12 protein-coding genes are annotated in these 14,894 nt (G+C 72.7%); all 12 read right to left on the reverse strand.

Going from position 1 to position 14,894, the window contains the following annotated elements:
• Nucleotides 1-4 precede the first annotated feature (4 nt).
• A complete protein-coding gene (locus AB0927_RS29005) occupies nucleotides 5-340 on the reverse strand; it encodes a hypothetical protein (RefSeq protein ID WP_366670703.1) in 336 nt (111 codons plus the stop codon).
• Nucleotides 341-358: 18 nt separating this feature from the next.
• Entirely contained in the window at nucleotides 359-895 is a 537-nt protein-coding gene (locus tag AB0927_RS29010) for a phage baseplate assembly protein V (protein WP_366670704.1), read from the reverse strand.
• 45 nt (nucleotides 896-940) lie between these two features.
• On the reverse strand, nucleotides 941-2,080 hold the full coding sequence (locus AB0927_RS29015) for a hypothetical protein (RefSeq protein ID WP_366670705.1): 1,140 nt from the start codon (nucleotides 2,078-2,080) through the stop codon (nucleotides 941-943).
• Nucleotides 2,073-2,435: a hypothetical protein gene (locus tag AB0927_RS29020; protein WP_366670731.1), complete on the reverse strand. Its 363-nt coding sequence runs from the start codon at nucleotides 2,433-2,435 to the stop codon at nucleotides 2,073-2,075. The genes AB0927_RS29015 and AB0927_RS29020 overlap by 8 nt, the downstream gene beginning before the upstream one ends.
• 11 nt (nucleotides 2,436-2,446) lie before the next feature.
• Complete coding sequence (locus AB0927_RS29025) at nucleotides 2,447-3,133, reverse strand: hypothetical protein (RefSeq protein WP_366670706.1); 687 nt, start codon at nucleotides 3,131-3,133, stop codon at nucleotides 2,447-2,449.
• Entirely contained in the window at nucleotides 3,130-3,672 is a 543-nt protein-coding gene (locus AB0927_RS29030) for an SUKH-4 family immunity protein (protein WP_366670707.1), read from the reverse strand. Before AB0927_RS29030 ends, AB0927_RS29025 begins: the two co-directional genes overlap by 4 nt.
• Nucleotides 3,673-3,688: 16 nt before the next feature.
• On the reverse strand, nucleotides 3,689-10,171 hold the full coding sequence (locus AB0927_RS29035) for a DUF4157 domain-containing protein (RefSeq protein WP_366670708.1): 6,483 nt from the start codon (nucleotides 10,169-10,171) through the stop codon (nucleotides 3,689-3,691).
• Nucleotides 10,168-10,452 (reverse strand): hypothetical protein, encoded by a 285-nt coding sequence (locus AB0927_RS29040; RefSeq protein ID WP_366670709.1) that lies wholly within the window; start codon nucleotides 10,450-10,452, stop codon nucleotides 10,168-10,170. The genes AB0927_RS29035 and AB0927_RS29040 overlap by 4 nt, the downstream gene beginning before the upstream one ends.
• Nucleotides 10,443-12,413, reverse strand: a complete 1,971-nt coding sequence (locus AB0927_RS29045) for an ATP-binding protein (protein ID WP_366670732.1) — start codon at nucleotides 12,411-12,413, stop codon at nucleotides 10,443-10,445. Before AB0927_RS29045 ends, AB0927_RS29040 begins: the two co-directional genes overlap by 10 nt.
• 36 nt (nucleotides 12,414-12,449) lie before the next feature.
• Complete coding sequence (locus AB0927_RS29050) at nucleotides 12,450-13,331, reverse strand: DUF4255 domain-containing protein (protein WP_366670710.1); 882 nt, start codon at nucleotides 13,329-13,331, stop codon at nucleotides 12,450-12,452.
• Nucleotides 13,332-13,403: 72 nt separating this feature from the next.
• Nucleotides 13,404-14,156 (reverse strand): hypothetical protein, encoded by a 753-nt coding sequence (locus tag AB0927_RS29055; protein ID WP_366670711.1) that lies wholly within the window; start codon nucleotides 14,154-14,156, stop codon nucleotides 13,404-13,406.
• Nucleotides 14,149-14,877: a hypothetical protein gene (locus tag AB0927_RS29060; protein ID WP_366670712.1), complete on the reverse strand. Its 729-nt coding sequence runs from the start codon at nucleotides 14,875-14,877 to the stop codon at nucleotides 14,149-14,151. The genes AB0927_RS29055 and AB0927_RS29060 overlap by 8 nt, the downstream gene beginning before the upstream one ends.
• Nucleotides 14,878-14,894: the final 17 nt, after the last annotated feature.

Consider the following 14,894-nt stretch of genomic DNA (forward strand, 5'->3'; position numbering starts at 1 on the left):
GGCCTCATCGGACGGTGACCTTTCGCGTGCCGGCCTGGACGACGGGGGGTCCCTGCGGGACGAAGGCCGCGCTGAGGCACTGGGCGGCGCAGGTGTCGAGCAGCACGGGCGCGCCCTCGGCCGTGACGCCGGTGGTGGTGGCGGTCCAGTGCACGGACACGCACGGCGAGGGCACGCCGTCGACGGTGTGCGGGCACCCGGTGACGACGTAGGGGTGGGCGGCCGTGGCCACGGCGGCGCCGTCGACGCGGACGCCGCCGGAGGGTGTGGTGGCGGGTGTGGCGCGGCCGCCGTGCGGGCAGCCGATCACGGTGGCCGCGTGGAGCAGACTCCCGGACAACTTCTCTCCCCCGTTTGTCTATCGCTTGGACTGGACGGTCAACTGGCCTTGGTTGATGGTGACTTCGCCGCCGCGCAGGGTGATCTGGGCGCCCGCGCCGGTGGCGATGACCACGGCTTCCTTGGTGATGCGGATAAAGGCGCCGCCCTGGGCCTGGAGGAGGATCCCCTGTTCGGTGCCGGCGGTGTCGTTGAGGACGATCTTGTGGGCTCCGGGGGTCTGTACGACCACGGGTTTGCTCGGCGCGTTCGCCTCCAGTTCGCGGCGTGCGTCGGGCGGCAGTTCGCTCGCGTCGCCGTACCAGCACCCGGTCCACACCGGGAAGCTGGGGTCCCCCTGCTCGAACTCCAGCCACACGCCGGCGCCGGGCGGCGGCACCACGAACTGGCCGGCCTGCGGTCCGGTGAACGGCAGGCAGGGCAACGCCCAGGTGGACGGCTCGTCGCCGAGGACGTCCGGGACCTCGGCGGTGATCCGGCCGAGGCGCAACGGGTCGTCGTTGCTGACCACCCGGCCACGGAACTTGCCGAGGTAGCGATTGCTGGGTGCCGCCATGATGAGGGTGCTCCTGGTTGGTCGGTCGGGTGCTCCGCGGCTGTCCTACGGCCGGACGCGGTCGCCGCGTGCTTCCAGGCCCTCCCTGGAGAGGGTGAAGTTCTGCTGGAAGGAGCCGGGACGCAGGTTGTGGGTGACGGACTTGACGTAGTAGTCGCCGTCGTACGCCCGTCCGGCGCCGCGGACGCCGACGAGCCGACGCGGCTGGAGGAGGTAGCCGTGCCGGTTGACGTCGAGCGAGCCGGAGCCGGAGATGACGTCGGCGGAGACGGCGGCGCGGGCGAGGAGTTCGGCCTCGGCCTGCTCGCGCTGCTGTTTGGCGGTGCCGGAGAGGGTCTTGCGTTTGAGCGCGGGGCTGGCCCGGCGGCCGAGCGGTGGGCGCAGGGGGCTGATCGGCGGCTGGGGCAGGAGGGTGGACTGGCGGGTGCCCGGGTCCTGCCAGCGTGCCTGCGGCTCCTCGCGTGCGGTGCCGTCGTAGGCGAAGGTCAGCTGGTCGACGGTGGACTGGGCGTCCATGTTGACGTTGAGGGCGTGCTGGCGCAGTCCGAGCCGCACCTCGGGGCCCCAGCGGGCGGACGAGCGGCCCGGGCCGGGGCCGGGTTCCAGGTAGAAGGTGTAGCCGTTGGCGCGGGCGAGTTCGGTGACGTACTGGAGGTCGGTGCCGGTCTGGTAATGGACGCGGAGGTCCTGGTGCGGGGGCTGGGCGATCTGCTCCCGGTAGACGTCCGGGCGGATGCCGTAGTCCGAGTAGCGGCGCAGGATGGCCAGCACCCGCTCGGACGGCGGCAGGTTGGGGTAGCGGGCGGTGCGCTCCTCCAGGTCCATGAGGAGGGTCAGGTCCTCGCCGGTGACGGTGAGGGTGGAGTGGCCGGGGACGTTGCTGGACCCGACCTCCTGCCGCACGATCAGCCCGTCGAACAGCACCTCGGGGGTGCCGCGGACGCTGACGCTGAGGATGACGCGGGTCTTCGGGTCGAAGTAGCCGTCGGGCAGCAGCCGTTGGGTGAGCAGGCCGTTCTTGGTGAGGTCGAAGGCGAACTGGAATCCGCTGCGCTCCCCCGCCGTGGCGGTGATCTGGGCGGACAGCAGCGCCTCGGCGACCTCCAGGGGGACCGGGCGGGCCAGCCTGGGCCCCATGAGGAGCTGCACGTGCACGGGGCCCTGCCCCACGGGCTGTTCAGACACGCCGTTCTCCCCGCGGGAACCCGCCGGCGAGCGGGATGGCGATGACGCGACCCGGCTCGTCCGTCAACTCCCGTGGATCGAGCACCGGGTTGGCGTCGGCGATCCGCCACCACTGGCCGGGGTCGCCGAGGTAGCGCTGCCCGAGCAGATCGGGACGCTCGCCGGCGCCGACGACGTGCGGTTCGGCGTCGTCGTCCAGCGGGGGCAGTAACCGGCGCTTGGTGTACCGGACTTCGCTGCCGTCGGCCCTGCGGTGCACGCCGATCTCGGCGTCGTGGTACCGGCTGGTGCGCGGGTAGGGGTGGGCGCCCGGTATCGCGTCCAGGGCGCTCTCGTAGGGCTCGGTGTCGGCCATGGTGGTGTCACTCATCCCCTTCCGGTCACGAGGTCGGCGCCGCCGAGGCCCAGCGCGCCGAGGCCCCCGCTCCGCGCGGCGGCGGCGAGCCGTTCCTTCTGCGCCAGGTGTGCCATGTACAGATCCGCGCCCCGGTGCCCCGCCGGCAGGTCGCTGACGGTCAGGATCTTCATCCCGATGCCGAGCGAGGCCCGGATCGGGTTGAGGTTGACGTCGAACGCCGACTCGTTGACGGACAGTTCGGTGAGCCGGACGGGCATGACCCGCTTGCTCCCCCAGGTGAACAGCGTCAACGGCATCTCGATCGGGCTGATCTCGATGCTGCCCTGCTGCGTCAGCCTGCTCGCCGCCCGGAGCTGCGCGGTGGTCGGCTGCACCAGCATCTCCAGCACGGCGAGCTGCGGATGGATCCCGTCCGGCGCGGCGATCTCCAGCTGGTCGGTGGCGTCGATCTCGGCGGTGAACTTCCAGGTCTCCTGCGCGGGCCCCTTGAGCCGCAACGCCTCGTTCCGGTCCCCGCTCCCACTCCCCCCACCACCGGCATCCCCACCGTCCCCGGCCGCCTGGGGCGCGATGCTGCGTTCCAGGGTGTCCGGGTTGAACTGGAGCACGATGACGCGCTGGGGGGTGCCGTGGTCGGGGTCGACGACGACGAGACCGGAGCGGATGGGTTTGGGGATGTCGGCGTAGCGGGTCATGAGCCCTCTTCATGCTCTCTGATCTGCGCGATGGCGATCGACCACCAGGTATCCGGCTCACGGAAGGCGTGCGGGTCCCGGTCGATGAGGATCTCCGCGAGCCGATCCGCGTCCCGCACCCCTTCGGCGCTCGATCCGGGTGCCGGCGACACGTCACGCCGGGCAATGTGATACAGGAATTCCACGAAATCGCCGAGAGTACTGTTGACCACCTCTCCGCGAGGCTCGTCGTGAAAGGCGATCAGGCCGACGAAGCCATCCCGGACATTGAGGAAGTACCGCATCTTCGGATCATCGCGCGGCCCACCGAGAATCACCGCCCGGTTGGCGCCGTCGTCCGAGAAGTTCCGGACGGCGAACAGCGGGGGGCTCCCCTCCACTTCGGCCGTGAAGAGAGCACCGCAATTTCGTGGGAGACCCACGTGCGAGAGGACGAGCGCATCCTCTTCGGTGAGGCCGATCCGCAGGGCATCCCTGTAATCCATCGTCTCTATGTTCTGTTCGCCGAAGATCTCGGCGAGCTCGGCATGGGAAGCCATGAAACCCTTTGTCCAATCAGTACATTTGAATATCGAAAGTATACAGGGCGCCGTATTGCAGATGATTCACCGAATCCTTGATCTGCTTCCCCATCTTCTGGTTCATACCCTTGTCGATAAGCCGCAGATTGTCATAGATGTCACGGCCACCCGTCTGCAGTTCGACCGTATGATCGGCCTGCATGTTATTCAGGCGCTCCTTGACGTCGTTCTGAAACGGCCGGCCCCTGGGCTTGGCCAGCTGGTCCGCACGGATAATGACCAGTTGCCTGAACCTGAAACTCAGGTCGTTGATCCTCGTGGCCAGGGCCGGATCTCGTGACGGCCCCTTCTTCTGCGACCCCCTCAGCCTTTTCGCGGTCTCCCCGAACTGGGCGATCAACATCTCACGGTCGATGTCGTCGAGGAACATTTCCTCCGCACTGCTCTTGAACTTGGAGATTTGCCCTCGTTCGCCGGCCTTCTTGAGGGCGAGGGCCTTCCGTGCGAACTCCACCTTGTCCGCCATCTTCTCCGGCGTCCAAGTCACCCGGGCGACCCCACGCGGCAGTTGAGGGTCGCCCACGATGGGGGGCTTGGCCCGCTGGATCGCGTCGCTCATGTGTACGCGGTGGAAGGCGTCCTCCTCCTGGCTGACCACATCGTCCGGAACCTCGCCGTTGTCCGGCTGCCATCTCCCGTTATCGGCATCCTGGGCACGCAACTTCTTCCTTGTGTCACTCTCCGCCACCCTGATGGTGCCGAGCACTTTGTCCCGGGTGTTGCGCTGCTCCCCTTTGTCCAGATCCTTGAGAATCCTGCGGATCTTCATCATGAACTGATCGGCGTTCTCCGCTCCCTTGAACATGAGCCAGTCGTGGACCGTCGAGATGTTCAGCGCCCGTTCAAGTCGCTCCCGCCGTTCAGGATCCTTGTTGAGGAATTCGTCCAGTCTGTCCGAGAGTTCGACCTTGGCGCGATCCCCCTCGCCGGCGCTTTCGGTCGGGTTCAGCGTGGCATTGACCTTGAAGGGACTGCTGGGAGTGTCGCCGAGCTCCGTGAGCCGGTACCAGGTGCGAAGCCCGAGGAGCACCGCCTTTGAAGCCAGCCGGCCCACGCCCTTCCCGAGCATGTTCTGGAGCCGCGGGCGAATACGCTCGACGATCTTCTGGAGGCGCGCCTCCTTCGACTCCTTCGACTTCTCGTCCTTCTTCCGCTGGTCCTGTTTCCGTCTCTTCTGTTCCTGCTGGCGCTTCTTGTGGTCCCGCAGCTGGTCCTTCTTCTTCTTGAAGAAGGTGCGGAGCTTGGACGCGCCGTTCTTGAGTGCCTTGCCGACCTTGGACTTCTTCAGCTTCCGGCCGAGGGTCCTGGCCGCGTTGCGGGCCTTCCTCAGGGCGGACCTGACGGCGCCCTTGGCCTTCGAGAGGGCCTTGGCGACCGGAGACCTGGGCTTCTTCGGCTTGGTCGGTTTGGGGCCCTCGATCTCCTTCTGTTTCTTCTTCGGAGCGGCCGTGGGCTCTTTGTCCGGTGCCCGTTCCCTCCCGGCCCGCGGCTCCGCGTCCTTCGGCCTCGTCTCCGCCCCGTCCGGTTTCCTGGCCGGCGCCTTCGGGGTCGCGTGGTCCTTCGGCTTCACCGGGGACTTCGGTCCGGGGGACGGCTCGCCCTTCGGCCGGTGTCCGGTGGCGGGGCGGGACAGCGCCTGCCGGGCCTTGCGCAGCGCGCCCCGGGCGGAGTTCACCGCGGCACCCGCCGCCTTCTTCGCTCCGCCGCCGACCTTCTTCAGCCCGTCCATGATCTTCTGGGCCATGGCCTTGAGCCGCTTGCCCACGCCCTTCGTCGCCGAGGACAGGCGCTGGAGCAGGAAGTTGGTGATGAAGTCGAGCAGGGCCACGACCCCCGCCGCGACCGCCTCCGCGAACAGGCACGCCGCGGGACCCGCCTTCACGGCCTTCAGGTAGGCCCAGAACTTGCTGAACGCCGACAGGATCGAACTGACCGTCTGCCAGGCCGACATGAGGCCCTGGACGATCGTCAGGATCGCCCCGGCGGCGGGCACGATCATCGAGACGACCTTCTCGATGACGAGCGACGCGATCATCATCGGCAGCGAGGCGATGACCGCGTCCCACGCCATCTTGCCGATCTGCTTGATCGACACGCAGCCCTTGACCAGGACGTCGATGACCGCCTTGCCGAGCCCGAGGATGCCCTCGACCTTGGTGTCGAACCACTGCTTGACCGCCACCTTGACGGCGCCCCAGAGGTGGTCGGTGATACCGGTCTTCGCGGAGCTGCCGGCCTTCGAGATCCAGCCGCCCGGGTCCGGCGCGATGTCGGCGACCAGTGCCGCGAACTTTCCGAGCGCCTCGATGGCCGCCTGCGCGAACTTGATCGCGCCCACGATGACGGACTGGTAGGCCTTGATGACCGCCTTGACGCCCGCCTCCAGGACGTCGAGCAGTTTGTTCAGGCCGGCGGCCAGGGTGTCCAGCAGGGCGTTGACCGCCTTCTTCAGGCCGTCCGCCAGCCGGTTGACCGTCGCGACGGCCGCGTCCCGCAGTCCCTCGATCGCCTTGCGGAAGCGGTCGCGCAGGGCGGGGAAGGCCGCGAGGAGCGTGTCCCCGAGCGCGATCAGGACGTCCGCCAGCGCGTTGATCGCCTTGACGGCCAGATCCCGTACGAAGTCGATGGCCTGGTCGGCCCACTCCTTGAACGTGTCGATGATGCCGTTGACCGCCTTGCGGGCGGCGTCGAAGATGGCGGTGACCGCCGCCAGCAGGCCCTTGAAGAAGTCGGCGACCTTGCCGGCGACCCAGCCGAGCAGGCCTCCGGAGGGCTTCTTCTCCTCCTTCTTCTTCTTGGCGTCCTTCTCGGCTTTCTCGCGCTCGGTGTCGATCCGCGCGTTGTCCTTGTCCTTGCGCGCGCCGATCTCCTTGTCCTTGTCGTCGCGCGCCTGGACGATCTCCTTGTTCTTCTTGTCGTGCTCGTCGCCGGACCGCTTGTCCGCGTCCTCGATCGTCTTGTCCTGCTCGGTCCGCCAGTCCTCGCGCTGTTTGCGCGTCTCCTGGGCCACCCTGCCGCGCTCGGCGGCCTGCTGCGCGGTGTCGCGCTCGACCTCGCGGTCGATCTCCGCCTGCTTGTCCTGCTTGGCCTTCTGCTCGCCCCGCTGGTGCTCCTTCTCCCTGGCACCGAGATCGCCCTGCGCCCTGCCCGCGGCACCGGTGATCTCGGCGCCCTTCTCCTGCTTGGCGACGGCGCCGACACCGGCCTTGGGCGCCGGCGTCGCCTCCAGCGCGCCGCCCTTGCCGCCCCCGGCACCGCCGGACGCCTTGCCGGTGAGCTTCTCCCGCGGCACGTCGGGGAAGATCTGGTCCTCGCCCATGGGCGTGGCCGCGTCCGCGCGGCCCGTCGTCATCAGGTCGGACTGCTTGTCCTTGAGCGCCTTCGCCTGGTCGTCGGTGCGGGTCGGATCGCTGGCGCCCTCCAGCCGGATCCGGGGCGCCGGACCGACGGTCTTGTTCTCCAGCGCGGGATCGGTCGTCGGGATCGAGTCGGCCGTCGCCTCGACGTGCTTCGCCTCGGCCTCGCTGAGCCCCTTGTCGGGCGCGGCCGGTGGCGGCGGCGCGGGCACGTTCGCGGCGGGCTGCCTGCCCTCGGCCTTCACCCCGCCCTTGGCCTTCTGCTCGTCGCCCTGCTCCTCGGGCCCGACCCGCTCCACCTTGCCGGTGACCTGAGGGGCCGCGGGCGCGGCCTGGGGCGGGGCGGACCGCGTCTGCGGCGCTCCCGAGGGGCGTTCACGCGTCGGCGGGGCCGCGTCGAGCCGCCTCTGCTCGTCGGCGATCTTCTTGTCCGCGGCCTTGTCCACCCCGGGCATGGCGGCGGCCGCCTGGTCGGGCGCCAGCTTGCCGACGGTCCCCACGGCGGTCTTGGGGTCCTGCCCCGAGACGTCCGGCGGTTCCTCCGGCTTCTGTTCCGGCGCGGCCTCGCCGCCCCCTCCGCAACCGCCCTGGCCGCCCCCGTCCTGCTCGGGCGCGGGCGCGGGCGGCGCGCAGCCTCCGCCGCCCTTCTCCAGCGAGGCCTCGGGCCGGGGCGCGTCCGTCGCCGCGCTCTGGCCGGGCCCGTCGGTCTGCTCGGCGGCCGGGCTCACCGCCGCCTGCGCGACGGACGGTGCCGCACCGGGGCCGGCGCCGACCGCGGGGCCGGTCTTCTCCGCGGCGCCGACCGGTCCGCGCGGTGCCGCGCCGGGGCCGGACTCCTTGGGCACCCGGCTCCTGGCCTGGGGCGCCTCGCGCTCGGAGCGGGGCGGTTCGGCGTCACGCCGGGCGGCGGGCGAGGGATCGCGGTCCTCGACCGGGGTCCGCGGGGTCTGTGCGCCGGCGGGCCGGGACACGGCGGCCGCGACCGGGCCCGCCCCGGTGGGCGCGGTCGCCGTCGCCGGGGACCTGGCGGTCGTACGGAACCCGGCGGCCGGGCGCTCCCGCCGCTGGTCCCTCTCCTCCTGCCCGTCCCGGGCGTCCGGCCGCTCGTCGTCGTCCGGCCCGTCGGCGCCGGAGTCGTCGGCGTCCCCGGCCTGCTCGCGCTCCTGCCGCTGTTCCGGGTCGGGCAGCTCGCTCTCCGGCTCGGGGCGTTCCCTGTCCTGGGTGGCGGGGTCGGGGCCGACCTCCTGGTCGAGCGGTTTGCCGGTCTCCCTCAGGTCCTTGGCGCCCTGGTCCTGGGCCTGTGCGACGGGCCCGTTCTCGGGCTGTGCCGCCTCGCCCTCGACGGGCCCCTCGTCCTGCCCGGGGGCCTTGGGCTCGGGCCGGGCGTCGTCCTCGTCCTGCTCCTGTTCGTCGCGCTCCCGCTCCTGCTCGGCCTTCTCCGCCTTCGTCGGCGGCGGGGCGGGGAAGACGGGCGCCGGCGGCGGGGCCGTCCCCGGCCCGGTCGTGTCCGCGGTGGGTACGGCGGACAGGTCGAGGTCGGTCTCGGGCAGGTAGTCCTCGGGCTTGAGCGAGGGCTCGTCCCGCTCGCCCGGCGCCGCGGCGCCCTCGTCCTGGCCGCCCCCGATCTCGTGGTCGGCGCCCGCTTCGAGGCCGAGCGGCCGTTCCTCCTCGCGGGGTTCGGCCTCGGCGCCGCCGTCCTCGTCCTTCTCGTCGAGGCCGTGTTCGGACAGCGCGGAGTCGGGACGCTCGGCCCGTTCGTCGACCTTCTCCGGGCGTACCGGGCCGGGCTGGGGCTTCTGGCGGGGATCCGGTTCCTCGTGCCGGGAACCGGCGGCCGGCTGGGTCTGGTCGTCCTGGCGCTTGCGCTTGTCGGCTCCGGGCTCGGTGGCCTGCCGCGGGTCGGCCTCCTCACGCTCGCGCTGCTCCTTGCGCTCCTCCTTCGCCTGTTCGGTGCCCTCCTGCCGGCCCTGGGCGCGTTCGTCGGCGGTCCGGTCGGTGCGCTCGCGGTCGGTGGCCGCCTGCTCGTCCTTCTGCTGCTCCTCCTCCCTGGCCCGCTGCCGGGAGGCGTCGCGCGCGTCCTCCTGCTCCGTGCGCTGGGCGGCGTCCTCATCCTCGGTGGCCGCGTCCGCGCGGGCCCGGCTGCGGTCGCCGCTGCTCTTGGTGTCGCGCTCCGTGGCGTCCCGCTGTTCCTCGCGCGTGTCGGCGGCCCGCTGGTCGGCGGAACGGCGGTCGGACTCCTGCTTCGTCTGCCACCGGATGCGTTCGACACCGAGTTCTTCGAAGAGGTCGGTCTCCGGCAACGGGGCTTCGCCGGGCTGGAGTCCGACGGGGCCGGGGCGCGCCTGGTCGGCGATCTCCAGGAGCCGGTCGTATTCGGGGGTGAGGAGCCGGTTCTCCAGCCGCTCGACGACCGCGTCCTCCAACTCGTCGGAAAGCCTGGCCAGTTGCAGCCGTACGCGGCCGGTGGCGTCGGTCGGGTCGCCGCGCAGGCTGCGCAGCACGTTGCCCGCGATCCGGTCCACGAGGGTCGCCGGGTCGATGGCCTCGGCGCGCATCCGGTCGGCGTCCGCCGTGGCGTACCGCAGCCAGCCCGGAGTCGCCTGGTTCTCCGTGATCTGGGGCGCGGCTTCCCCGGTGGCGGGGCGGGCGAGGTCGCGGGCGGCGGACTCGGCCTCCTGCTCGATGGCCTGCTGGGGAAGGCTGACCGCGCCCGGTTCGCGGCCGGCCCGCAGGGTGCCCAGGCCGTGCGGGTTCTGGACGGTGTGCAGGAGTTCGTGGGCGAGGAGGCGGCGGCCTGCGTCGGTGCCGGGTCGGAAGGCGCCCGAGCGGAAGAGGATGTCCTGGCCGACGGCCACGGCGTCGGCGCCGAGGACTTCGGTCAGCCGGGCGGCGTCGCGGTCGGTGTGCAGACGCACGCGGCTCAGGTCGTGGCCGAGCTGCTCCTCCAGTTCCCGGCGGACCCCGGGGTCGAGGGGCTGCCCGGCGCCGCTGACGATGTTCTTCGGTTCGGGGGTACGGGACCTGGCGGCGCGTTCCCTGCGTTTGCGGCGGCGCTGTTCGGCTGACTGCCGCGCGCCGGGGTCCTGGGTGTGGGCGGTCATGGGGTCACCTCCCCGTGGCCGCTGAGCCCCTCGTGGACGGCGCGGGCCAGTTCCTGGCCGAGCCGGCGAGCGGAGAGTCCGGAAGGCAGCGGGGCGAGGCCGGACAGGGTGTCGACGGCGAGGGGGCCGTGTGACGCCAGCGGCACGCCGTGCAGCCGTACCAGGCGGGCGAGTTCGCGTTCGAAGGCGGCACGGACGCGGGCGGGGTCCGCGCGGAAGCCGTCCAGCACCAGTTCGCCGATCTCCACGCGGATCGCCGAGGGCGGCTTGTTCACACCCATCCGCGCACCTCCGCGGGGGTCAGTGAGCGCTCCAGCTTGAGGTATTCGGTGCGGGCGGCGGCGAGCATGTGCCGCATCTGGAGCCGGTCGCCCTCCTCGGCGGCGAGGAAGGCGCCGGACAGGGCGATATTGCGGATCGAGCCGCCGGCGACGGTGAGCCGGGCCAGCAGGTCCGGGTCGATGTCCTTGAGGGGGGCCTGCGGGGGCAGCACGCGGCGCCAGATCGCGGCGCGTTCGTGCTCGGCCGGGAAGGGGAAGTCGACCACGAAGCGGATGCGGCGCAGGAAGGCCGTGTCGAGGGCCTGCTTCATGTTGGTGGTGAGGACGGCGAGGCCCCGGTAGGCCTCCATCCGCATCAGCAGGTAGCTGACCTCCAGGTTGGCGTACCGGTCGTGGCTGTCCTTGACCTCGCTGCGCTTGCCGAAGAGGGCGTCGGCCTCGTCGAACAGCAGGAGGGCGCCGCCGCGTTCGGCGGCGTCGAAGACGCGCCGCAGGTTCTTCTCGGTCTCGCCGATGTACTTGCTCACGACCTGGGAGAGGTCCACGACGAACAGGTCCAGGCCGAGTTCCCCGGCCATGACCTCGGCGGCGAGGGTCTTTCCGGTGCCCGAGCCGCCCGCGAACAGGGCGGTGACGCCGAGCCCGCGGCGCAGGGTCGCGGCGAAGCCCCACTCCTGGTGGACGGTCGGCCGCTGCCGCACGTGCGCGACGATCTCGCGCAGTACGGCCGTCTGGCGCTCGTGCAGCACGAGGTCGTCCCAGCCGGCCCGCGGTTCGATCCGGCGGCCCAGCTCGTCCATGCCGATGCGGGCCTCGTCGAGCCCGGCCCGCCAGGCGAGTTCGGCGGCATCCGCCTCGTCCTCGTGGGGCAGCCGACGGCCCACGGCGGCCGCGGCGGCGCGCACGACGTGCGGCGGGAGCTGGAACTGCGCTACCAGGGAGCGCAGTTCGCGGTCGCCGAGATCGGCGATGTCCTCGAACGCGCCTGTCCACAGGGCGAGTTGCTCGTCGTCGTCCAGGCGCGGCACCGTCACCCGGGTACCGTGCGGGCGTCCCGTGGGCAGGGGGTCCTCGCTGGAGACGACGACGGGTACGGCGGCCCCGCCGAGGAACGCCTCGGTGGCCGCGCGCTGGTCGCGGTCCAGGTCCCCGGCCTCCACCAGCAGCACGGCGGGCAGCAGGATCGCCTCCCGCTGCCACAGCCGGGCGAGCCGGTCCCGCTCGGCGGGGTCGGCCGGCACGTCCTCGGCGCTCATGGCGTACAGCCCGAGCCCGCGGCGCACGGCCGCGGCGGCGGCGATCTCGGCGCGGCTGCGCTGGTCCCCGCCGGTCACCTCGACCACCGGCGGCGCGTCGGGGCCCCGGCCCTGCTCGGTCCAGCCCTCGGCGAGGCGGCTCGCGGCGAGGTCGTAGGAGGGCGGCAGGGACGCCGGTGCCGTGGTGCGGCGGAGCCGGCCGTGCAGCCGGGCGTCGAGGTAGGGCGAGTCGAGCAGGAAGTGCAGGATGCGCTCGTCCAGCCGGAGCCGGGAGAGGGTGAGCCGGGTCTCGTCCGCCGGCTCCACGATCCGCCAGCGCCGCAGCGGGGCCACCGGGGTCAGGGCGCTCCAGTGCGGTTCGCCGAGGGCGGCGAGGGCGAGCGAGAAGGTGGGGTAGGACCGCTGGGGATCGCCCGCGGCCGCGGCGCACCGGGCCGCCGTGGTGGGGTCGAGTTCGTCGGCGGCGGTGAGCAGGACGATGTCGCGTTCGAAGGGGGTGAGTCCGAAGAGGGCGACGAGGGCGTCGAGCGGGGCCGGGGTCCGGGGCACGGGTACGACGGCGGCGGCCCGGCCCTCCGAGGTCGCCTGGCCGGTGACCCGGGCCGCGTGGGCGTCGACGCGGGCCAGGACGCGCCTGATCCCGTCGGTCAGCGCGGAGTCGCCGCCGTCCGCGCCCTCCGCGTGCCGCTCGTCGTGCGTGCCCATGTGTTCACCCGCCCCCGTCGTGTCGCCCATGCCTGATCAGTCGTCCTTGGTGCCGGCGTCGCCGTCCGTCCCGCGCGCGGGTGGCCGGCCCGTCCTGGGTGCCCGGGGAGTGCTCTTGCGGGAGCGGGCGGGGGTCTTCGACGGCGCCTTGGCGAGGGCCTTCGTGGGGGCCTTCGCGGGAGGCTTCGCGGGCGCCTTGGCCGGTGGCTTGCCCGCGGCTTCGGCGCGGGCCGTCGGCGGCGCGGGATCCTCGGCCGGGGCCCCGTCCTGCCCGCGTGTCCCGGCCCGCGGCGGAACCGGCGCTCCCGGCGCGCCGAACGGCAGGACCCGGACCTCCGGCCGCTCGACCGGCCTGGCCGGCGTCGGGGTCTCCAGGCCGTCGATGAAGACCAGGGACGCCTGGTAGACGACGGACAGGGCGTAGGGGGTCTGGTAGAGCATCCCCCACAGCTTCGACGTCTCGTCCACGTCCATCACGTTCGGTGTGAACCGCACCCGCTGGGCCGCCCGGGCGAGGTCGCTGCCCGCCAAGTAGGGCTTCTCTCCCGCGAGTTCGATGACGTCCTGGGGCAGCACCGGGATCTCGTGCAGGGTGCGCACGACCGAGCCGAGGAGACGCTGCCCGACCAGTTCGCTCTCGTCGCCGTAGGCGCTGATCACGTAGCTCAGGTCGAGTGCCGCGCTCGCCCGGCGCACCAGCGTGCCGTCAGGGGCGCGGGTGGGCAGGTCGTCGTTGCGCCGCGAGGGGTTGGGGGCGACCTGGTAGAGGAAGACGGAGATGGTGGGCTCGGCCGGCGGTTCGGCGGGCGGCTTGCGCGGCTCCACCTTCACCGCCATGTCGATCTCCGGCTGGAGGTGCGACTCGATCAGCAGGGCGAGGGCCTGGCTGACATGGGCGATGGCGAGTGCGTTGCTCATGGCGTCAGTTCCCTGTCCCGGTCGTCGTCGCGCGGCTCACTCGCGCCCGGCGTTCACTCGCACCCCTCGTGTTCACTCGCGCCCCCGTGCCAGGTACTCCGCCAGGCTGAGGGTCGTCCCCGCTCGCTCGGCGGCGCGGGCACCCTGCCGGGTCCCGCCGGGCGCGGGCGGCCGCGCGGCCGTCACCTCCAGGCGGCCGATCTGCACTCGCACCACCTGTTCCGGTGCCCGCGCGGTGCGGCGCGCGGCGGACTGCCGTGCCGCGGTGCGGGCCGCCGTCGTGTCCGCGGCGCTGGGGCGCGCTGCCATGGGCACGACGGCGGCCGGTGCGGCGCCCGTCCCCAGGGGGGCGGGGACGGACACCGCGGCCCGGTCCCCACCGGGGTCGGGGCCCGGCCGCCCGGTGCCCCGCGCCGGTCCGCGGGGCGCCGGGTGCGGCCCGGCGGTCAGGGGGGCCGCGGGCCGCAGCAGCGGCGCCTCGGCGGGGGCGGGGCGCGTCGGCCCGGGCTCCGCGACGGGGCGTTCGGCGGGGACGACGGTCCGCACGTGTTCGGTGTGCCGGCGGATCTCGGTGGCGGACGGCGGCCCGTCCCGAAGCGGCTCGGTCGCGGGCGTGGCGGGCGGCGGGGCCGCGACGCCGTCGGTGTCCGGCCCGGCGTCGCGGGCCCTGACGGCCTCGACGCGTTCGAACGGTCCGGGCAGCCGCGGCCGCACCCGGACGGTGTCCGGTGCCGTGGCGGTGTGCCGGGCGATCAGCCGGTCGAGGAAGTCGGGCGTCCGGGAGGGGCCGGGCGCGGAGGGGTCGGGCACGGAGGGGTCAGACATCCGCACACAGCTCCAGGTAGTAGCGGCGGCGCAGCGGGCTCAGCGCCAGGATCTCCGGCTCGCTCCAGCCGTAGGCGGTGGCGAGCAGATGGACGTCGAGCAGCATGTCCCGTGCCCAGGAGTCGAGTTCGGTCCACAGGTACGAGGCGATGTCCAGCTCCGCGCGGGTGGGCGCCCCGCACTCGGGGCAGCCGACGCTGAGCGTGACGTCGGCGCCCGGGTCGGCGGCCTCGACTGCCTCGGCGATCCGCCGCTGCACCGCCGTCGGGAGGGCGTCGGCGGGGCGGGGCGCCCCGTCGTGGACCGCCGAGACCAGACAGCGGGCGAGCAGCGCCGAGCGCGGGTCGGCGGCGCGGGCCGCGGCCGTGAGGTCGGCCGCGGCGGGCAGCCGGAAGGCGATGTCCCAGCCGTCCACGGTCAGTTGTACGACCGGTCTGCCGGGTCGATCCAGGGACCGGGCGAACTCCCCGGCGTCCAGCTCGAATTCCATGTCGGCGCCGCACGCGTGGCAGTCCAGCCGTACCTGCATCCGCTCCCCGAACAGGGCGCGGCGCAGGGCGAGCAGGTCGTACTCGCGCTCGCCCAGCGGCACGGCGGGCAGGGCCGCGGCGTCGAGGTCCGGGCGCGCCGTGCCGTGCAGCAGCAGGGCGCGCCCGGCGGACGCCTCGGCAAGGCCCGCCTCCCAGGTGGCCAGCAGCGCGGCCACCCCGGTGTTCGCCATGTTCCCCCCGGCTCCTC

The sequence above is a fragment of the Streptomyces sp. NPDC048106 genome, assembly GCF_040706415.1.
Taxonomy (GTDB): domain Bacteria; phylum Actinomycetota; class Actinomycetes; order Streptomycetales; family Streptomycetaceae; genus Streptomyces.